Origin of the sequence: Sulfitobacter delicatus (assembly GCF_900102535.1) — a bacterium.
GTDB classification, from domain to species: domain Bacteria; phylum Pseudomonadota; class Alphaproteobacteria; order Rhodobacterales; family Rhodobacteraceae; genus Sulfitobacter; species Sulfitobacter delicatus.
In genome coordinates this window covers 379,048-399,152 of the sequence record NZ_FNBP01000001.1, presented here as the reverse complement: position 1 = coordinate 399,152, position 20,105 = coordinate 379,048, and the positions used below count along the sequence as shown (strand labels likewise).

At 61.2% G+C, this 20,105-nt stretch carries 20 protein-coding genes; 9 read left to right on the top strand and 11 right to left on the bottom strand.

The features are described from left to right. Window positions 1–37: 37 nt before the first annotated feature. The 5 genes from dnaN to mutM all read right to left on the bottom strand — a co-directional run bounded on the left by dnaN (window position 38) and on the right by mutM (window position 5,330). The gene (dnaN, locus tag BLS57_RS02065; RefSeq protein ID WP_093738660.1) at window positions 38–1,156 is read right to left on the bottom strand and encodes a DNA polymerase III subunit beta; all 1,119 of its coding nucleotides are present in this window, start codon (window positions 1,154–1,156) and stop codon (window positions 38–40) included. 164 nt (window positions 1,157–1,320) lie between these two features. Beyond that, a complete protein-coding gene (gene dnaA / locus BLS57_RS02060) occupies window positions 1,321–2,682 on the bottom strand; it encodes a chromosomal replication initiator protein DnaA (RefSeq protein ID WP_093738658.1) in 1,362 nt (453 codons plus the stop codon). Between the two features lie 517 nt (window positions 2,683–3,199). Continuing rightward, window positions 3,200–3,463 carry a 30S ribosomal protein S20 gene (rpsT, locus tag BLS57_RS02055; protein WP_093738656.1) on the bottom strand — a complete coding sequence of 88 codons (264 nt, stop codon included), beginning with the start codon at window positions 3,461–3,463 and terminating at the stop codon, window positions 3,200–3,202. Window positions 3,464–3,637: 174 nt separating this feature from the next. Next, complete coding sequence (locus tag BLS57_RS02050) at window positions 3,638–4,414, bottom strand: enoyl-CoA hydratase (protein WP_093738654.1); 777 nt, start codon at window positions 4,412–4,414, stop codon at window positions 3,638–3,640. Between the two features lie 64 nt (window positions 4,415–4,478). Next, window positions 4,479–5,330 (bottom strand): bifunctional DNA-formamidopyrimidine glycosylase/DNA-(apurinic or apyrimidinic site) lyase, encoded by an 852-nt coding sequence (mutM, locus tag BLS57_RS02045; RefSeq protein ID WP_093738652.1) that lies wholly within the window; start codon window positions 5,328–5,330, stop codon window positions 4,479–4,481. Between the two features lie 100 nt (window positions 5,331–5,430). Between mutM and ubiE the strand changes: the two genes are divergently transcribed. Then, a complete protein-coding gene (gene ubiE / locus BLS57_RS02040) occupies window positions 5,431–6,183 on the top strand; it encodes a bifunctional demethylmenaquinone methyltransferase/2-methoxy-6-polyprenyl-1,4-benzoquinol methylase UbiE (RefSeq protein WP_093738650.1) in 753 nt (250 codons plus the stop codon). Next, entirely contained in the window at window positions 6,183–7,715 is a 1,533-nt protein-coding gene (gene ubiB / locus BLS57_RS02035) for a 2-polyprenylphenol 6-hydroxylase (RefSeq protein WP_093738648.1), read from the top strand. The genes ubiE and ubiB overlap by 1 nt, the downstream gene beginning before the upstream one ends. Before the next feature lie 65 nt (window positions 7,716–7,780). On the opposite strand, the gene BLS57_RS02030 is transcribed toward ubiB, so the two are convergent. Then, on the bottom strand, window positions 7,781–8,962 hold the full coding sequence (locus BLS57_RS02030; protein ID WP_093738646.1) for an acetyl-CoA C-acyltransferase family protein: 1,182 nt from the start codon (window positions 8,960–8,962) through the stop codon (window positions 7,781–7,783). Between the two features lie 115 nt (window positions 8,963–9,077). Here BLS57_RS02030 and BLS57_RS02025 point away from each other — a divergent pair, with 115 nt between their 5' ends. From BLS57_RS02025 to tdh, 3 genes are all read left to right on the top strand, one after another. Further along, on the top strand, window positions 9,078–9,644 hold the full coding sequence (locus BLS57_RS02025) for a helix-turn-helix domain-containing protein (protein ID WP_093738644.1): 567 nt from the start codon (window positions 9,078–9,080) through the stop codon (window positions 9,642–9,644). 93 nt (window positions 9,645–9,737) lie between these two features. Continuing rightward, window positions 9,738–10,925: a glycine C-acetyltransferase gene (locus BLS57_RS02020; RefSeq protein ID WP_093738642.1), complete on the top strand. Its 1,188-nt coding sequence runs from the start codon at window positions 9,738–9,740 to the stop codon at window positions 10,923–10,925. Further along, window positions 10,922–11,962, top strand: a complete 1,041-nt coding sequence (tdh, locus tag BLS57_RS02015) for an L-threonine 3-dehydrogenase (RefSeq protein WP_093738640.1) — start codon at window positions 10,922–10,924, stop codon at window positions 11,960–11,962. Before BLS57_RS02020 ends, tdh begins: the two co-directional genes overlap by 4 nt. Before the next feature lie 64 nt (window positions 11,963–12,026). On the opposite strand, the gene BLS57_RS02010 is transcribed toward tdh, so the two are convergent. Both BLS57_RS02010 and BLS57_RS02005 read right to left on the bottom strand, forming a co-directional pair. Continuing rightward, complete coding sequence (locus BLS57_RS02010; RefSeq protein ID WP_093738638.1) at window positions 12,027–12,755, bottom strand: metallophosphoesterase family protein; 729 nt, start codon at window positions 12,753–12,755, stop codon at window positions 12,027–12,029. Between the two features lie 15 nt (window positions 12,756–12,770). Next, window positions 12,771–13,721, bottom strand: coding sequence for a LysR family transcriptional regulator (locus BLS57_RS02005; RefSeq protein ID WP_093738636.1), 951 nt, complete (start codon window positions 13,719–13,721; stop codon window positions 12,771–12,773). Between the two features lie 78 nt (window positions 13,722–13,799). Here BLS57_RS02005 and BLS57_RS02000 point away from each other — a divergent pair, with 78 nt between their 5' ends. Further along, a complete protein-coding gene (locus BLS57_RS02000) occupies window positions 13,800–14,261 on the top strand; it encodes a cupin domain-containing protein (RefSeq protein ID WP_244153577.1) in 462 nt (153 codons plus the stop codon). A 14-nt stretch (window positions 14,262–14,275) separates the two neighbouring features. Beyond that, window positions 14,276–14,647, top strand: a complete 372-nt coding sequence (locus tag BLS57_RS01995) for a hypothetical protein (RefSeq protein WP_093738634.1) — start codon at window positions 14,276–14,278, stop codon at window positions 14,645–14,647. Window positions 14,648–14,696: 49 nt separating this feature from the next. Here the strand turns inward: BLS57_RS01995 and serA are convergent, their stop codons facing one another. Together serA and BLS57_RS01985 are read right to left on the bottom strand one after the other, a co-directional pair. Next, window positions 14,697–16,292 (bottom strand): phosphoglycerate dehydrogenase, encoded by a 1,596-nt coding sequence (gene serA / locus BLS57_RS01990; protein ID WP_093738632.1) that lies wholly within the window; start codon window positions 16,290–16,292, stop codon window positions 14,697–14,699. A gap of 97 nt (window positions 16,293–16,389) precedes the next feature. Then, on the bottom strand, window positions 16,390–17,553 hold the full coding sequence (locus BLS57_RS01985) for a phosphoserine transaminase (protein WP_093738630.1): 1,164 nt from the start codon (window positions 17,551–17,553) through the stop codon (window positions 16,390–16,392). A 154-nt stretch (window positions 17,554–17,707) separates the two neighbouring features. Here BLS57_RS01985 and serB point away from each other — a divergent pair, with 154 nt between their 5' ends. Beyond that, entirely contained in the window at window positions 17,708–18,583 is an 876-nt protein-coding gene (serB, locus tag BLS57_RS01980) for a phosphoserine phosphatase SerB (RefSeq protein WP_093738628.1), read from the top strand. A gap of 90 nt (window positions 18,584–18,673) precedes the next feature. Continuing rightward, window positions 18,674–18,988: a YciI family protein gene (locus BLS57_RS01975; RefSeq protein ID WP_093739141.1), complete on the top strand. Its 315-nt coding sequence runs from the start codon at window positions 18,674–18,676 to the stop codon at window positions 18,986–18,988. Window positions 18,989–19,006: 18 nt separating this feature from the next. Here the strand turns inward: BLS57_RS01975 and BLS57_RS01970 are convergent, their stop codons facing one another. After that, a complete protein-coding gene (locus BLS57_RS01970; protein ID WP_093738626.1) occupies window positions 19,007–19,987 on the bottom strand; it encodes an asparaginase in 981 nt (326 codons plus the stop codon). Window positions 19,988–20,105 lie beyond the last annotated feature (118 nt).

Genomic DNA, 20,105 nt, shown 5'->3' with positions numbered 1-20,105 from the left:
GAAAACGGTCCGGGAATTTTAAAAATTCCCGGCTGCGTCACACGCGCATCGGCATGACGACGTAGACCGCCGAAGTGTCATTGCCTTCGCGCATCAGGGTCGGATCGCCCGAAGAGTTGAACAGGAAAACAGCGTTTTCGCGGTCCACTTGGCTGGCAATTTCCAGCAGGTATTTCGCGTTGAAGCCGATCTCAAGTCGCTCATCTGCATAGGCCACGGCAAGCTCTTCTTCCGCCGCACCGCTGTCCGGCGCGTTGACCGAGAGCACCAGACGGTCTTCGTCCAACTGTAGTTTCACGGCACGCGAACGCTCTGACGAGACGGTCGCCACACGGTCTACCGCGCGGGCGAAGTCTGCGGCGTCGACTTCCATCTTGCGGGTGTTGCCCTGTGGAATCACGCGGGTGTAATCGGGGAAAGTGCCGTCGATCACCTTGGAGGTCAGGGTGATGGCGGGGGTGGCGAAACGCACCTTGGTTTCCGAGACCGAAACGGCAATTTCCATCTCATCGTCATCCAGCAACTTGCGCAATTCGCCCACGGTCTTGCGCGGCACGATCACGCCGGGCATTTCGGCGGCACCCTCGGGCATTTCGGCGTCGATCCGGGCGAGGCGGTGGCCATCGGTGGCCACACAGCGCAGCGCCTTGCCGCCTTCGGCATCCGCGATATGCAGGTAAACGCCATTGAGGTAATAGCGTGTCTCTTCGGTGGAGATGGCGAATTTCGATTTGTCGAACAGGCGGCGCAGCACCGGGGCCGGGGCCGAGAAGTTCGAGGCATATTCCGACGATGCCATGACCGGGAAGTCTTCGCGGGGCAGGGTGGCGAGCGAGAAGTTCGATCGGCCTGCTTCGACCGTGAGGCGGCCCGCGGCGGTATCAGCGGTGAGGTTAATCAGCGCGCCATCGGGCAGCTTGCGCACGATCTCGTGCAACAGCGTGGCGGAAACTGTGGTGGCGCCGGCACGCTCAACTTGGGCCGCGACCTTATCGACGACTTCGATGTCCAGATCAGTGGCGCGGAAGGAAACATCGCTGCCTTCGGCTTCGATCAGCACGTTGGCAAGGATCGGAATGGTGTTGCGGCGCTCGACCACGGATTGGGCCTGCGAGACGGCCTTGAGCAATGCCGCGCGTTCGATGCTGAATTTCATATGCCTTCTCCCAATACCGATTGCCGGGAGAGGCAAACTACCCGGTTCCCACGCTTACACAAGAACTTTTGTGGCTTTGTTGAAGTGAATGCAAGAGGGGCGCTGGCTGCGCCCCTGATCGCTATTTGACCGTGTCTTGACGACAACCCCTCAGGGGACTGTGCTTAGGATTCGAGCGCTCGGCGCAGCAGTTCCAAATCTTCGGCTATTTGTCCGTCGGAAACCTTAAGCTCTTCGATCCGGCGCACCCCGTGCATGACGGTGGTGTGGTCGCGCCCGCCAAAGCGGCGGCCAATCTCGGGCAGGGAGCGGCTGGTCATCTGCTTGCACAGATACATCGCCACCTGACGTGGACGCGCGTAGCTACGTAGACGCTTGGGGCCGATCATGTCGCTGAGACGGATGTTGTAATGGTCTGACACTTTGCGCTGGATCTCCTCGACCGAGATCTTGCGCTCTGAGGCGCGCAGCACATCCGCGAGACAGTCCTGCGTCAGCCCCATGTCGATCTCGCGGCCTACGAGCGAGGCGAAAGCGAACAGACGGGTCAACGCGCCTTCGAGCACACGGACGTTGGAGGTGATGCGGTGCGCGAGGAATTCCAACACGCCATCGGCAACTTCGAGGTCGGGATAGGTCTTGCGCTGCACTTCGACCTTGCTTTGCAGGATGCCAAGACGGAGTTCATAGTCCGTCGGGTGCAGGTCGACGATCAAGCCGCATTGCAGACGCGACTTCACACGGTCTTCGAGGTCTTTGATCTCGCCCGGTGCGCGGTCGGCGGAGATGATGATCTGTTTGTGCTGGTCGACCAGCGCGTTAAACGTGTGAAAGAACTCTTCCTGCGTGGAATCCTTGCCCGCGATGAACTGCACGTCATCGACCATCAGCACGTCGACCGAGCGGAAAATCTCTTTGAAGTCCATCATCTTGCGGTCCCGCAGGGCCTGCACGAAACGGTACATGAACTGCTCAGCCGAAAGGTACAGCACATTCATATCCGGGCGGCGCTCGTGCAGTTCGCGGGCAATCGCGTGCATCAAGTGGGTCTTGCCCAAGCCAACGCCACCGTAAAGAAACAGCGGGTTGAAGGTGACGGGGCCGCCTTCGGCAACGCGGCGGGCGGCGGCATGGGCCAGTTCGTTGGGCTTGCCGACGACAAAGTTGTCAAAGCTGAAACGCGGATCAAGCGGGGCGGTGGTCAGCTGGTTGTTGGCGGAGGGTTTCACCGCAGCCGTGGTTTGACGCGCAGCCGGGGCGGGCTTTTCGGCAACATTGGCGGGCTGCTGGTTCAGCGCAAAGTTCAGACGCGTAGCATCGGTGCCGGCGGCGTTGATCTCATGCAGGATCAGGTCCGAGAAGTTCTGGCTGACATAGTTGCCGAAGAAATTCGTCGGCACTTTGAGAGTCACGATTCCGTCTTCGACGTCGCCGGGTACGAGCGGTTCAATCCAGGTTGTGTAGTTGTTCTGCCCCACGGTCTTTAGAAGCCGCTGTTTGATCTCGCCCCATTGATCTTGTGTCATCGTGCCTAACGTCCCGCTTTGCTCTTCGCACAGGGGCCAGGTGGATCCCAGCCCTCAATATTTTTCACCCGGCAACAGGTCATCTACCCGGTCCCACGAGGATGACCGACCTGCGTCCTTCGGACTTTACAGAATGGTTTGTTCAATAGCCCGCCACACTGAGAATCAGTGCAATGAGCGCAGAACGAACCGTCCGCGTTTAATCGACAGGGCAAACGTGCTGGCAGCAACATTCACGACTGTGTAAAAGACCGAAGTTATTCAGCCACCTACACCCCCTAGAATCTGGCATTCTGCCATCTGGCTGACGCCGTTTTCAGGGCCTGTCCCCCCAAGCGAAATGAATCGCTGACCTTTGGTAGCAAGTGTTTCAGGTTCGCTTCAACATATCTTCCATCTTGACTCAGAGATTGTCTGAAAAGAATCCCCGCCGTGGTTTTCGCGCTGCACTCGCACAAAAAAAGGCGCCGCAATGCGGCGCCTCTTGTCTTTCAAAGCCTTGGCTTTGAGGGGGAACTTAGCCCAGTGCTTTAACCCGCGCGGAAAGGCGCGACATTTTGCGCGACGCGGTATTTTTGTGAAAAACGCCTTTGGTGACGCCGCGCATCAGCTCGGGCTGGGCGGTCTTCAAAGCAGCAGTTGCCGCTGCTTTGTCGCCCGAAGCAATCGCCTCTTCGACCTTGCGGATGTAGGTACGGATGCGCGAACGGCGTGCTTTGTTGATCGCAAAACGCTTTTCGTTTTGGCGGGCGCGCTTAGCGGATTGGGTGGTGTTTGCCATGAGTATCAGCCTTCGGGTTCATTTCGTTGCGTTGCAATGCGTGACGCCAACCCTACCGGAAATCCGGGCCCCAAAAGGGCAGGTGATTCTAGCCAGAGCGGGCTGCACGCGCATGTATTGAGGCCGCCTATAGGCCAGCCGGCGCGGCAATGCAAGCCGCGCCGAGGGATAAGCTTACTTGTCGCGGAACTGTGCTTCGCGTTTCTCGAGGAAGGCGGACATGCCCTCTTTCTGGTCTTCGGTGTTGAACAGCGCGTGGAACATGCGGCGCTCGAACAACAGACCTTCGCTCAGCGGCACCTCATAGGCGCGGTTGACGCATTCCTTGACCACGGTGGCCGAGATCATCGATTTCTCGGCAATCTTGCCCGCGGCGCTCAGCGCCTCTTCCATCAACTTTTTCACGGGCACAACGCGGGACACAAGGCCCGAGCGCTCGGCCTCATCCGCGTCCATGAAGCGACCTGTGAGGTTCATGTCCATCGCCTTGGACTTGCCCACCAGGCGCGTCAGACGCTGGGTGCCGCCGATGCCCGCGACCACGCCAAGGTTGATCTCAGGCTGGCCGAACTTGGCGCTCTCGGAACAGATGATGAAATCACACATCATCGCCAATTCGCAGCCGCCGCCCAGAGCATAGCCCGAGACCGCCGCGATGATCGGCTTGCGCACGCGCAAAATCTGATCGGTTTCGGGCGTAAAGAGATCGCCCATGAAGGCGTCGACAAAGCTCTTGTCGCGCATCATCGCGATGTCGGCCCCGGCGGCGAATGCCTTTTCGGAGCCGGTGATGACGATGCAGCGGACCTTGTCGTTTTCCTGTGCGCCTTTCAGCGCTTTGGCCAATTCACCCAGCAACGCGTCGTTGAGCGCATTGAGCGCATCCGGGCGGTTGAGGGTGATCAGGGCCACATGGTTGTCCACGTCCACGGTGATCGTTTCGTAAGCCATCAAGAATGCTCTTTGTTGTTGCGCTCAGGGGACTGTGAATACCACGGCACCCCTATGTTTCAAGCTATCTTTGGCAGCGTGGGCAATAGAAGGACGACCGCCCGCTTTGCACGATCCGTGCCAGGGTGCCGTCACAGCCGGGGCGGCGACAGGCTTCGCCCTCGCGGCCATAGACGTCGAAGCGGTGTTGAAAATAGCCCAATTCCCCGTCCGCTTGCCGGAAATCTCTGAGCGAGGAGCCGCCCGCCTCAATCGCTTCTGCTAGCACCTGCCGGATGATCGGCACCAGCCCTGCGACACGGGCCCCCGAGATGCGCCCGGCCTTGCGCGCGGGGTGGAGGCCCGCCCGGTAAAGCGCTTCACAGACATAGATATTTCCCAAGCCCGCCACGATCCGCTGGTCGAGCAGCGCCGATTTGATCGGCATGTTGCGCCCCTTGAGTGCGGCCACCAAGAGCGCTTCGTGAAAGTCATTCCCGAGCGGTTCCGGCCCCAGCGACGCCAGTAGCTTATGCGCCTCCGCCGTGGCGGTAGGCATCAGGTCCATCGCGCCAAAGCGGCGCGGGTCGTTAAAGGTGATCCGCGCGCCGTTTTCCATATGCAACACGACATGGTCATGTTTTTCCGGTGCCGGGTGATTGTGCCGAAACTGCCCCAACGGATCGCCCGAGACCAACATCCGCCCCGACATCCCTAGATGCACCAGCAGCGATTCCCCACCTTCCAGATCGGCCAGAATATACTTCGACCGCCGCCGCAGCAGCGTCACCCGCTGCCCGGTCAAGCGCTCGGCCATGCGCTCCGGGAAGGGCCAGCGCAGGTCAGGGCGGTTCACCTCGGCGCGGGCGATCACCTGTCCCTCCATCGCGGGCGCCAGCCCCCGGCGCACGGTCTCGACCTCTGGCAGTTCCGGCATCTCGGTTTCCCCTCTCGCTTGCCTGTGACAAAAGGCACGCATTGTCCCTAGCCCCCGGCACCCTATAACAAGGGACTGAACCAGAGGATCGCAAGAGCAGATGACCCAGGACGCCGACAAAACCACCCATTTCGGGTTCGAGACCGTGCCCGAGCATGAAAAGGCCGGGCGTGTGCAGGGTGTGTTCAACTCCGTCGCCAGCAAATACGACATCATGAACGATGTGATGAGCATGGGCATCCACCGCGTCTGGAAAGAAGCGATGATGGATTGGCTCGCCCCGCGCCCCGGTCAACGGCTGCTGGATGTGGCGGGCGGCACCGGCGATGTGTCCTTCAAATTTCTGGGCCGCGCGGGCCACGGTCACGCCACGGTGCTGGACCTCACCGAGCCGATGCTGGTCGAAGGCCGCCAACGGGCCGAGGCCGACAGCCTGAGCGGCAGTCTTGATTGGGTCGTGGGCGACGCCATGGCGCTTCCCTTTCCTGACAACAGCTTCGACGTCTACACCATAAGTTTCGGCATTCGAAACGTGACCCGCCCGCAAGAGGCGCTGAACGAGGCCTACCGCGTGCTGCGCCCTGGTGGCCGCCTGATGGTGCTGGAGTTCAGCCAATTGCCCAACCCGGCGATGCAGAAAGCCTATGACCTCTACAGCTTCAACGTGATCCCGCGCATGGGCCAAGCCATCGCCGGTGACCGCGACAGCTATCAATATCTGGTGGAATCAATCCGCAATTTCCCCGACCAAGAGACCTTCCTGTCGATGCTCCGCACCGCGGGCTTTGAGCAGGCCAAATACCGCAACCTCACCATGGGCATCGCGGCGCTGCATTCGGGCTGGAAAATCTGATGCGCGGACCTCACAACATCTGGCGGCTGATCCGCACCGGCGCCACGCTGGAACGCACGGGTGCGATGAATGTGGTGCTCGATGCCTTTGACGCCCCCAAACCGCTGCGCTTCGTCGCCCGCGCCCTTGGCCTGCCGTTCAAATGGCTTGGATATAATGGCGATCCCACCATGCCCCCCGCCACCCGCGCGCTGACGGCGCTCGGCCCGGCCTACATCAAATTCGGCCAGGTGCTCTCCACCCGGCCCGATGTGGTGGGCGACGATCTGGCGCTGCAACTGCGCGTGTTGCAAGACAAGCTGCCGCCCTTCGACACCGCCTTGGCCCGCAAATCGGTCGAGGAAGAGTTGGGCCAACCGGTCAGCGCCATTTTCTCTGAGTTCAGCGAACCCGTCGCCGCCGCCTCCATCGCGCAGGTCCACCACGCGCGCTTGGCCGAGACAGGCGAAGAAGTCGCCGTCAAAGTCCTACGCCCCGGCATCGAAAAAGCCTTCCGCAAGGACATCGACGCCTTCTACCTCGCCGCCCGCATGGCCGAAATTTTCTCCCCCGGATCGCGCCGCCTGCGCCCGATCGAGGTGATAGAGCATTTCGACGGCGTCGTGCGTGGCGAGTTGGACCTGCGGCTCGAAAGCTCCGCCGCCTCTGAATTCGCGGCCAACACCAAGGAAGATCCGGGCTTTCAACTGCCTGAGATCAAATGGAACCACTCCGGCCGCCGTGTGATGACCCTAGGCTGGGCCGACGGCCTGCCGCTGGGCGACAACGCTGCGCTCGACGCTGCCGGACATGACCGCGTAGCGCTCTCCGAACGGGTGCTGCAACTCTTCCTGCAACACGCCCTGCGCGACGGCTATTTCCACGCCGACATGCATCAAGGCAACCTCAAGGTCGCGGCCAACGGCAACATCATCGCCTATGACTTCGGCATCATGGGCCATATCGACAGCTATACCCGCCGGGTCTATGCGGAAATCCTCTACGGCTTCATCCGTCGCGACTATCTACGCGTCGCCAAAGTGCATTTTGAGGCAGGCTATGTCCCCGCCGACAAGGATGTCGATGAATTCGCCCGCGCCCTGCGCGCGGTAGGCGAGCCGATCTTTGGCATGGATGCCACCGGTATCTCCATGGCCCGGCTGCTGACATACCTCTTCGAAGTGACCGAACGCTTCGGCATGGAAACACGCACCGAATTGATCCTTCTGCAACGCACCATGGTGGTGGTCGAAGGCGTGGCGCGCTCACTCAACCCGCGGATCAACATCTGGGAAGTCGCGAGCCCCATCGTGACCGATTACATCACCAAATCACTCGGCCCCCGCGCCATCTTCTCCGATTTGCGCGACACCGCGATGGTCATGGCCCGCTTCGGCCCGCGTCTGCCCGGCCTCGTCGAACAGGCTCTGAACCGCCAAGCCCAAGAAGAACCCCAACGCCGCCCGCGCTTCTGGCGCTACATCGCCACCACGGCGGTCGTCTCCGGCATCGCCGGCGCCACGACCTTCGCCCTGATCGGCGCGCTCCTCTAACTCTTTTTGGCCAAAAATACTTTGCGGGGGGATCGGGGGGCGCAAGGCCCCCCGATTGCTTTCGTTTAAGCGATCCGCTCAATTGCCAAGGCAATCCCCTGACCGCCCCCGATGCACATGGTGATCAGCGCCTTCGATCCGCCAATCCGTTCCAACTCATAAAGCGCTTTCACCGTAATGATCGCGCCCGTCGCCCCAACCGGGTGGCCAAGCGCAATCGCCCCCCCATTCGGGTTCACCTTCGCCGGATCAAAGCCAAGCTCCTTGCTCACCGCGAGCGCTTGGCTGGCAAAGGCTTCGTTGCTCTCAATCACATCGAAATCGCTTGCCTTTAGCCCGGTCTTCTTTAGCAGGTTCTGCACGGCGGGGATCGGCCCGATACCCATCACCTCAGGCCGCACACCGGCGTGGGCATAGCCGAGGATCCGCGCGCGGGGTTTCAACCCGGCAGCCTCAGCCGCTTCGGCCCGCGCCAAGACCAGCGCCGCCGCGCCATCATTGATCCCGCTGGCATTGCCTGCCGTCACGCGGCCATCTTTTTGGAACACCGGGCGCAGACCTGCCAGCGCTTCGGCTGTCGTCGCTTTCGGGTGTTCATCCGTATCAAACGGCACCATGTCGCGCTTCACTTTGACGTCGACCGGCACGATTTGCTCTTTAAAATGCCCTGCCGCAATCGCCGCCGCCGCCCGCTCTTGGCTTTGCAGGGCAAAGGCATCCTGCTCCTCGCGGGAGATGCTATGCTCGTCAGCGACATTCTCGGCGGTCACACCCATATGCCCGGTGCCAAAGGGGCAGTTCAACGTGCCCAGCAGCATATCAAGACTGCGCGCATCACCCATCTTCTGACCCCAGCGGGCATCGGGCAGAATATAAGGCGCGCGGGACATGTTTTCGGCCCCGCCTGCCAGCGCAAAATCAGCATCGCCCAGCATCAGACTCTGCGCCGCCGAGACCAGCGCCTGCACGCCCGAGCCGCACAGGCGGTTCACGTTCATCGCGGGCACCTCGTCCGGCACGCCGGCTTCGCGCGCGGCGACGCGGCTGAGGTACATGTCGCGCGGCTCGGTGTTGATGACATTGCCAAAGACGACATGGCCGATCTGCGCCGGGTCAACGCCTGCGCGTTCCATCACGGCGCGGGCGACGATGCTGCCCAAGGCGCTGGGCGGGGTGGCGGCCAAGGCGCCGCCGAAAGTGCCGATGGCGGTGCGGGCGCCGCCCAAGATGACGATATCGTTTGACATGAAGCTCTCCTCTATCCGTTAGCGGCACTATGGGGTGCGCGCGCGGCAAAGTCAGCGGGAACGTCCCGTCAAAGCGCTGCTTGACAGGACTGCAACAGCACGCGACATATCCGCAATGACGGAAAGCAATGACAAGATCCTGACGCAACTGCCCGCCCGCCTGAAAGAAGCGCGGCAGGGGCAGGGGTTGTCGCTTGATGCCGTGGCGAAACTGTCGGGCGTGTCGCGCTCCATGGTGAGCCAGATTGAGCGCGGCGAATCCAGCCCGACCATCGCCACGCTGTGGAACCTCACGCGGGCTTTGCAGGTCGATTTTGCAGGGCTATTGGATGGTGCCCCCACTGAAGCGCAGATTGAAGTGCTGCGCTGTGCGGCAGTCCCGACGATCAACAATCTCGGCGATGGCTGCCGCATTCGCATCCTCTCCCCGCCCGAAGAGGCGGGGCATCATGAAGTCTATGAATTGCTCATCGCCGACGGGGGCGTGCTGGAAAGCGCCCCGCACACCCGTGGCGCGCGTGAGCATCTGAGCGTTTTCGAAGGCGCGGTCGAAGTGTCTAGCGGCGCAGCCACCGACCGATTGCAGGCCGGAGATACGGCGCGCTACGCTGCCGACGTGCCCCACGCGATCCGTGCGACGGCGGGGCCAGTTCGGGCCTTCTTGGTCGTGCAGGATGCGTAACTTCCGGTATATCGGAAAAAATCCGCTATTCAAGAAATCCTCTATTTCGGAATAGTCTCCGCTATGGTAGATGGGCCTTAAAAGGAGAGTCTCATGACCAAAGCATTTCTGGACCACATCACCGATACCCTGGCCGAGATTGACGCCGAGGGCATGATGAAACGCGAGCGCCTGATCACCACACCGCAGGGCGGCGAGATCGAAGTCGGCACCCGCGAAGTGATCAACCTCTGCGCCAACAACTACCTTGGCTTAGCCGACCATCCCGACCTGATCGCGACGGCCAAACAGGCGATGGACGACAAGGGTTTTGGCATGGCCTCCGTCCGCTTTATTTGCGGCACGCAGGACATTCACCGGGAATTGGAACAAAAGCTGGCGCACTTTCTGGGCCATGACGATTCGATCCTCTTTGCCGCTTGCTTTGACGCCAATGGCGGGCTCTTTGAGCCGCTTTTGGGGCCGGAGGATGCGGTGATCTCGGACGCGCTGAACCATGCGTCGATCATCGACGGCATCCGCCTTTGCAAAGCCAAACGCTACCGCTACGCCAATAGCGACATGGCGGATCTGGAGGCCAAGCTGAAGCAAGCCCGCGAAGACGGCGCACGCCATATCATGATCGCCACCGACGGTGTCTTCAGCATGGACGGCTACCTCGCCAAACTGCCCGAGATCGTGGCGCTGGCCGAGAAATACGAGGCGCTGGTGATGGTCGATGATTGCCACTCCACCGGCTTTATGGGGCCGAAAGGTGAAGGCACTCCGGCGCATCACGGGGTTAAGGTGGATATCGTAACCGGTACGCTGGGCAAGGCGCTTGGCGGGGCGATTGGTGGCTATATTGCCGGGCCTCAGCCGGTGATCGACCTGCTGCGCCAGCGCGCGCGGCCCTATCTGTTTTCCAACTCACTGCCGTCGTCAATTGTCATGGCCGGGATGCGGGCGCTGGAACTGGTGGAAGAAGGCGACGACCTGCGCGCGCGCCTGTTTGAGAACACCGAATATTGGCGCGCGGGGTTGGAGAAACTGGGTTTTGACCTGCTGCCAGGCGGCCATCCCATCGTGCCGGTGATGCTGGGCGAGGCGCAGCTTGCGCAAGACATGGCAGCGAAGCTGTTTGAAGAGGGTGTCTATGTCTCGGGCTTTTTCTTTCCGGTGGTGCCGCGCGGACAAGCGCGCATTCGCACGCAGATGAACGCGGCCCTGACCCGCGAACAATTGGACCGGGCGCTCAAAGCCTTTGAAGTGGCAGGCAAAGCCTGTGGGGTGATCGAATGACCACGAATGAAATGAAAGCGCTGTCCAAGCTGCACGCCCGCGAAGGGCTGTGGATGACCCATGCCCCGGTGCCTGAGATTGGCCCTGATGACGTGCTCATCAAGATCAACAAGACCGGCATCTGCGGCACGGATATTCACATCTGGAATTGGGACGATTGGGCCGCGCAGACCGTGCCGGTGCCGATGATCACCGGCCATGAGTTTGCGGGCGAGATCGTCGAGCTGGGCCGCAATGTCGAAGGGCTGGAGATTGGCCAGCGCTGTTCGGGCGAGGGGCATCTGATCGGCAAACAGTCGCGACAGAGCCGGGCGGGCAAGTTCCACCTTGATCCTGCGACGCGGGGGATTGGGGTGAATGAGCAAGGCGCATTTGCGCAATATTTGCGGCTGCCCGCTTTTAACGTGGTGCCGCTGCCGGATGAGATTTCCGACGACATCGGCGCGATCCTCGATCCTTTGGGCAATGCGGTGCATACGGCGCTGAGCTTCGATTTGGTGGGCGAAGACGTGCTGATCACCGGCGCTGGCCCCATCGGCATCATGGCCGCCGCCGTGGCGCGGCATGTGGGGGCGCGGCATGTGGTGATCACGGATGTGAACCCCGACCGGCTGGCGCTGGCCGAGAAGGTCGCGGATGTGGTGCCGGTCAATGTGGCCGAAGAAGATTTGGCCGATGTAATCCCGCGCTTGAAGATGAAACAGGGCTTTGACGTCGGGCTTGAGATGTCGGGCAACCAGCAGGCGCTGGACCAGATGGTTGAAGCGATGACCATGGGCGGGCGCATTGCGATGCTGGGCATTCCGCCGGGCAAATCGCCGGTGGATTGGAGCCGGATCGTGTTCAAGGCGATCACCATCAAAGGCGTCTATGGCCGCGAGATTTTCGAGACTTGGTACAAGATGATTGCCATGTTGGAAAATGGCCTCGACGTCTCGGCTATCATCACGCACCGCTTTGGGGTGGATGACTTTGAAGAGGGCTTTGCCGCGATGAAGTCGGGGCAATCTGGCAAAGTGGTGCTCGACTGGACTTAATAGGCGTCGCGCCCCAGGCAGGTCGGGCGCAGAAGTATTTATGGCCAAAAAGAGCGGGGGTAAGTCAAGGGCGCAGGCGGTTGCGCCCTTGTTCGGTGAGGACCCAAGTTTCAGGTCCTTCAAAAACGGCGGCGCAGAGCGGCTTGCCGTAGCCTGCCCCGGTGTCGAGATTGACCCGGTTGCCGTAGTGCATGGCGCTGTCGACGGGCGTATGGCCGTGCACGATCAGCTTAGGGTGCGGGGCGGTGAAGGCGTGAAACTCTTTGCGGATCCACAGCAGATCGCCTTCGGTTTGATCATTGAGCGGCACGCCGGGTCTGATGCCTGCGTGGGCAAAGAAATGATCGGGCGTTTCATGGCTGAGCGCTAAGTTCTGCAGAAAGTCGATATGGCTCTGCGGCACCGCCTCGCGGGCGCGGGCGTGGATTTCTGACATACGGTCGCGCCCGGTGACGGGAATGCCGTAGGAGGCCAGCGTGGTGTCGCCTCCGATGCGGGGGTGTAGCCAGTTGAACTCGACCAGCAGGGTCGGGTCATGGCGCGGGAAGTCTTCCATGAACCAGCGGAACATGCGGTCGTGGTTGCCCATAAGGAAGGTCCAGTTGCGGCCCTCGGACTTGCCCCTAGACAGGCGCTCCATCACGCCTTGACTGTCCGGGCCCCGGTCAATGAAATCGCCCAGAAAGAAGATCTCCGCCTCTGCGCCGCCGTCTTGATGGATCAGGTCTAGAACACGGTCGAGCTCGGCGGCTTGGCCGTGAATATCGCCGATGGCGTATATGGGGCGGGGCATGGAGTGGTCCTTTGGTCAGGCTTGAGGGAGGTCGGCTTCGCCGTCGTTTAGCGGCTGCATCAACGCAGCGATTTGCGCGCGCAGCCAGCGGTGAGCGGGGGCATTGGTGGCACGTTTGTGCCAGTACATGCCGATCACGGGTGTCGGCATGGGGAAGGGCGGCGTGTAAACGTTGATGTTCAGCTTGCGGGCCATTTGATGGGCCATTTGCTGGGGCACAAAGGCGATGTGATCGCTGCCGGCCACCGTACTGAAGACGCCGTAGAACACCGGCAAGGTCATCACTACCCGGCGCTTGCGGCCTACGGCAGCCAGGGCGCTGTCACCCATCGCGGCGGTCTGGCCTTCGGGCGAACACAGGATGTGGCCGAGATCGCAGAGCAGGTCGAGCGGCATCTCTTTGTCCGGCGTGAGAGCGGTCAGTGCCGGGTGACCTCGCCGTGCGATGACGGCAAAGCTGGAGTTGAAGAGCGGCTGCCAGTCCACCCAAGCAGGACATTCCAATTGCGGGATCAAAGCAAGATCGACCTCATGGGTCTTGAGCGGCGCGATGTAATTGTCCGGGACCAGATCCACCAGCTGCAACAGAATGCCCGGCGCCAGCCGAGCGAGATGATCGCCAAGTGCAGGCATCAGCATTTCGGCAAAAAAGTCGCTGCCTGAGAGAGTGAAGCGGTCAGTTGCCTTGGCGGGATCAAACTCTGGCGGTCCAGAGAGCATTGCCTCGACGTCATTCAGAGCGCTGCGCAGCGGTTCGGCGAGGCTAATGGCATAGGGTGTGGGCTCCAACCGTTGCCCAACCCGGACGAACAATGGATCCCCAAGCGCTGCGCGCAACCGTCCGAGCGCTGCCGAAACTGCAGGCTGCGACAAGCCTATGCGACGGCCAGCTGCGACCGTCGAATTTTCCTGCAAAAGCGCGTCGAGCACCCGCAACAGGTTAAGGTCAAACCCCGATAAATTCATCCAGCAAATAGTAGAAATAAAAACTATGAGTTTCCAGAATTAATCATCTCGTGAGACGGTTTTGCAGGGAGTGACAAAATGGGAGACCATGATATGCAGATGGCGAATGACACGCAGACAGTCGAATGGCTCGGTACGACATACGAAATCATCTTGTCCAAAGAGGCGAGCGGTGGGGCGATGTCCATTGTCCGTTCGGAAGCGCCGCCGGAGAGCGGTCCGCCGTTGCATGTGCACCAAGATGCCGACGAAACTTTTGTGATGCTGAGCGGCCAGGCGGAGTTTATCCTGAACGGGGAGCGGTCTATTGTTGGCGAAGGCGAGACCGTCTTTGTGCCCCGCGGCGCAGAACATACGTTTCGGGTGGTGGGGGATGTACCCTCACGGCATCTGGTCATCCTCACCCCCGGTGGTTTTGAAGGTTTCTTTGTTGAAATGGGGCGTGATCAATTGGCGATTCCGTCCGATATGGAGGAAATCACCAAACGCGCCGCGCTTTACCATCTGGCCTTTACGGGCCCTCCGCTAGCAGCAGTTTGAATGGAAGGTACGACATGCGTGGTATTTCTTTTGCGTTTTTGTTGAGCGGGACGATCGCGGTGTTGATTGGGATGGCTTGGGGCATCCAGATGTCGGCCAGCGCAGACCATACGCTTTCCCCCGCCCATGCGCATTTGAACCTGCTGGGCTGGGTCAGTTTTGCGATTTACGGGTTTTACTACCACCTTGTACCGGCAGCGACGGCGAGCCGTTTGGCTTGGGCGCATTTCGGCGTGGCTCTGCTGGGGCTGGTCGTCATCGTACCGGGAATCGCAATGGCCGTTACAGGGGCGGGCGAGACCTTGGCAAAGATCGGATCGATGCTAAGCATTCTATCTGCGTTAATGTTCTTAATCGTTTTGTGGCGCAGCAGAGCAGTGCCCTAAATGTAAAAGCGCCCCCGGCGGGGGGCGCTTTCAGTAGTCAGATGGACGCTTATGCGACGTCGAATTGCAGCGGTTTGATCTGCCGGAACATGCCGGTGTCGCGCAGTTTGCCGATCACTGGCTCCGGCACCTGATCGTCGACATACAGAAGAGCAATCGCCTCGCCTTTCGCCGTATGGCGACCCAGCGTGAAGTTCGCGATGTTCACGCCGTTTTCGCCCATGGTCTGGCCCAATGTACCGATGATGCCCGGCACGTCTTCGTTGGTGGTATAGAGCATATGCTCACCGATCTCGGCGTCGATGGTGATGCCTTTGATCTGGATAAAGCGCGGCTTGCCGTCCGAGAACACGGTGCCCGCGATGGAGCGCTCGCGCTTTTCGGTCACCACGGTCACTTTAACATAGCCGTCGAAGACGCCGGATTTGTCTTGGTTGGTGGTGCTGATCTGAATGCCCTTTTCGCGGGCGACCACGGGGGCCGAGACCATGTTCACATCCGGATTGGCGCGCTTCATGATGCCCGCCACGACGCCACAGTTCAGCGCCTTGAGGTTCATCTGCGCGACCGAGCCGTCATAGAGGATGTTGATCGCCTTGATCGGCTCGTCCGTCATCTGGCCGATGAAGGCCCCCAGGTGCCCGGCCAGCTTGACCCAGGGGCCCATGACCTTGGCTTCTTCGGCGGTGACCGAGGGCATGTTCAGCGCATTGGTCACGGCGCCGGTCAGCAGGTAGTCGGACATCTGCTCGGCGACCTGCAGGGCGACGTTCTCCTGCGCCTCGGTGGTGGCAGCGCCAAGGTGTGGGGTGCAGACCACGTTGGGCAGGTTGAACAGCGGGTTGTCGGTGGCGGGCTCTTCGGCAAAGACGTCAAAGCCTGCCCCTGCGACATGGCCGGATTTCAGCAGATCGGCCAGCGCTTCTTCGTCCACCAGACCGCCACGGGCGCAGTTGATAATGCGCACGCCCTTTTTGGTTTTTTCGAGGTTCTCACGGCTCAGGATGTTCGCTGTCTGCTCGGTATAGGGGACGTGCAGGGTGATGAAATCGGCGCGGGTCAGCAGGTCGTCCAACTCGACCTTTTCGACGCCCATTTCTTCGGCTTTGTCTTCGCCAAGGAAGGGGTCATAGGCCACGACCTTCATCTTCAGCCCACGCGCCCGGTCGCAGACGATGCCGCCGATGTTGCCCGCGCCGATGACGCCCAGCGTCTTGCCGGTCAGCTCGACGCCCATGAATTTGGATTTTTCCCATTTGCCCGCATGGGTGGAGGCCGATGCCTCAGGGATCTGCCGCGCCACGGCGAACATCATCGCAATGGCGTGTTCGGCGGTGGTGATCATGTTGCCGAAAGGCGTGTTCATGACGATTACGCCCTGTTTGGAGGCGGCCTCTTTATCGATATTGTCGGTGCCGATGCCTGCGCGGCCGATGACCTTGAGGTTCGGCGCGTTGGCGAGGATCTTTTCCGTCACCTTGGTGGCCGAGCGGATCGCGAGGCCGTCGTAATTGCCGATGATCTCGGCCAGTTTGTCTTTGTCCTTGCCCAGATCGGGCTGGAAATCCACGTCGATGCCGCGGTCGCGGAAAATCTGGACGGCAGCTTCGGAGAGTTTGTCGGAGATGAGTACTTTGGGAGCCATGTTTGTGGTCCTTTAAATCGGGGTCAGCGGTGCGCAGTGAATGCGCACCCTACGGGATGGGATGGGGTAGGGTGCGCAGTCCCTGCGCACCGTCGCCTCACGCGTTAATTTCGGTCTCAAAAGCCCATTCAAGCCAAGGCAGCATCGCTTCGATGTCCGAGGTTTCAACCGTGCCGCCGCACCAGATGCGCAGGCCCGGAGGGGCATCGCGGTAAGCGCCGATGTCGAGCGCCACACCTTCGTCGGCCAGCCGCTTGGCGACAGCCTTGGCAAAGGCAGCGCCGTCTTGGATACGGTCGTCGGCGAACTTGAGGCAGACCGAGGTGTTGGAGCGCGTCGCCGGATCACTCGCAAGGAAGTCGATCCAGTCATGCGCCTCAACGAAATCGGCGATGGCTTTGGTGTTGGCATCGGCCCGTGCGATCATACCCTTGAGGCCGCCCACGGATTTCGCCCAGTCCAGCGCCAGCAGGTAGTCTTCAACGCAGAGCATCGAGGGGGTGTTGATTGTCTCGCCCTTAAAGATGCCTTCGATCAGCTTGCCGCCTTTGGTCAGGCGGAAGATTTTCGGCAAGGGCCATGCGGGGGTGTAGTTTTCCAACCGCTCAACCGCGCGGGGGCTCAGGATCAGCATGCCATGCGCCGCTTCGCCGCCCAGCACTTTCTGCCAGGAGAAAGTCGTCACATCCAGCTTGTCCCAGGGCAGATCCATAGCAAAGGCCGCCGAGGTGGCGTCGCAAAGCGTCAGACCCGCGCGGTCCGCCGGAATCGCGTCGCCGTTTGGCATCCGCACACCCGAGGTGGTGCCGTTCCATGTAAAGCAAACGTCGTTGTCATAGTTCAGCGCGGCCATGTCGACGATCTCGCCGTACTCCGCCTTGTGGACCTGCGCGTCGATTTTCAGCTGCTTGACCACATCGGTGACCCAGCCTGCACCAAAGCTTTCCCATGCGACCATCTCCGCCGGGCGTTCGCCCAAAAGCGACCACATGGCCATCTCAAATGCGCCGGTGTCGGAGGCGGGCACGATGCCGATGTGGTAGTCCGCAGGCACGCCGAGCACCTCGCGGGTGGTCTCGATCGCTTCCAGCAGTTTCGCCTTGCCGGGTGCGGCGCGGTGGCTGCGGCCCAGCGGGGCGTCCGCGAGCTTGGTAAGGTCGAAAGTGGGGATTTTGGCGCAGGGGCCGGATGAGAAACGCGGGTTTGCCGGTACGGCAACGGGTTTCGTGTCCGGGCGTGCTGCCGGTTGTTCAATAGCCATTTATGCTACCCTCTCAGATAATCGCCCTTCGTTGGGGAAGGGTGTCCCACTTGCCGGGATACGCGGGCAGGGTGGGCTGGCACAAGGTGATAAATGCGGCTAGGACCGCGGTATTGGCGCTTTGTTGCGTGCGAATGATGCGGATCGGAAACTTATGTTCACGGCAATTTTGTTGACCTCCCCCTCCAATCCCAGCCTCGACCCGGCGCTGGTGGAAAGCCTGCGCAACGCTTGGGGCGGGGGCGATGTGCTTTGGCTTGCGCCGGATGAGGCGGCGGAATTCCCGCTGGGGCAGATGCCCGCGAACCGCTGGGATGTTTGGGAAAACTGTCAGTCGATGGGCGTTGATCTGGTGATCGTGCCCACAGAAGGCCGCCGCAAGCAGATGTTGCTTGCGGATATGGACAGCACGATGATCCAGCAGGAATGCATTGATGAGTTGGCCGAGGAAGCGGGCGTTGGCGCGCATGTGAAAGAGATCACCGCGCGAGCGATGAATGGTGAGTTGGATTTCGACGGCGCGCTGCGCGAACGGGTGGCGTTGCTGAAGGGGCTAGAGGCTTCTGTGATCGACAAAGTGCTGGCAGAGCGCATCACCTTGATGCCCGGCGGCGGCGCGCTGGTGGGCACGATGAAGGCCCAAGGCGGCTATGCAGCACTGGTCTCGGGCGGGTTCACGGCCTTCACGGCGAAAGTGGCGGAGTTGCTCGGCTTTGACGAGAACCGGGCCAACACGCTGCTGTTGGATCAGGCCAAACTGTCGGGCGAGGTGGGCCTGCCGATTCTGGGGCGCGAGGCCAAGGTCCTTGCGCTGGAAGAGATCACCGCTAAGCTGGGGATCACCGAGGATCAGGTCATCGCGGTGGGCGATGGGGCCAATGATCTAGGCATGCTCAGCCGCGCGGGCATGGGCGTGGCGCTGCACGCAAAGCCCTCGGTCGCGGCGGAATGTTACATCCGGATCAACCATGGCGACCTGACCGCGCTGCTCTTTGTGCAGGGCTATGCCCGCATGGAATTTGCAGGCTGACACAAAAGCCTGATTTGACAGGTGCGGACCTGCGCGCGCCTAATGAGGCGCGGCTTTCTCATGCCGCTGAGCAACGAGGGAGAAGGAAAGATGCCGGAGTTCATTTTTGCCTATCATGGGGGCAAAGCCCCCGACACGCCCGAAGAGGGCGAGAAGGCCATGGCCGCCTGGGGCGCGTGGTATGAGGAGATGGGGCCGAATCTCGTCAATCCCGGCAACCCGGTGGGCATGTCCAAGACCGTCAGCACAAGCGGCATTGCCGATGACGGCGGGGCGAACCCGCTGTCGGGGTTCACCGTGGTGCGCGCCGATGACATGGATGCCGCCTGCAAGATGGCGCAGGGTTGTCCGATGGTCGCCGACGGCTCCGGGTCGGTCGAGGTCGCGCCAATCATGGAGATGTAGGCGCGACCGGAATGGTGCTTAAAGCAGCCCTTCCGCCGCTTTCATCTGACCGGTGTGCAGACCGCGCCAGTTTTTGATTGGCGCGTTCATCCGCTTGAGCGCGGCGGGATGGTTGGCGTCCAGCGCGCCCAGTTTGACCAGCAGCGCCGCGATAGCGCATTCCGCCGCGCGGGTGGTGCCGCAGGCGGCTTTGAGCGCAATGCCGAGTTTACGCTCGGGCCAGATCGCGATGAAGAAACCTTCGGCGCCGGTTTTCAGCGCCACTTTACCGTCCATCGCCCGCATCAGTTCCGTGCAGGCGCGGCCTTCGCCCGCGACCAGTTCGGGGTGCAGGCGCATGGCTTCGTGCAGGCGCGCCTCGGCAGAGCCTTCGGGGGCGGCGGCGAAATGCGCCATGGCGCGGGCCATGCCGTGCAGGGTGCAGGCCGGGTTCGGGGCCGAGCAGCCATCGATGCCATAGCCGGGCGAGGTTTCTTGGGTGACTGTCTCGAAGGCCTCAAGGCAGGCTTGCTGCACCGCGTGCTCGGGCTTCTCATAGTCCGGCCCGGCGCCGAGGTGTTTGTTCAGCGTCAGGAAGCCCGCATGTTTGCCCGAGCAGTTGTTGTGGATCTGGCAGGGCTTTTCATGGGCGCGGATCAGCGCCTCCATGGCATCGCGGTCGTTAGGTTCTTGCGGGCCGCAGCGGAAATCGCTTTCATTCAGACCCAGCGTGTCGAGCCAGACGCCCACGCGGTCGGTATGGATGGCGGCCCCTTGGTGCGAGGCGCAGGAGAGAGCGAGTTGTTCGGTTGTGAGGCCCGCCTTGTCAGCAGCGCCGGAGTTGATCAGCGGCAGAGCTTGGATCATTTTGGACGAGGAGCGCGGCAGGACCACCTTTTCCGGATCGCCCCAAGCCTCAACGATCTGGCCGCTGTCGTCGCAGATCACCGCATGACCGGAGTGCACGCTTTCCAGAAAAGGTCCGCGCCAGATTTCTGCGAAGGGGGCTGGTTTGGTCATTGGATCATCCTGTTTCTGGGCGAATTCCTGCCAATCAGGGTTTCGCCTGTCGCACGTTTGACGTTATTGTGGTTGGTGTCGAACAGATAGCAGACACCCGCAAGAGAGCAACCCGCCC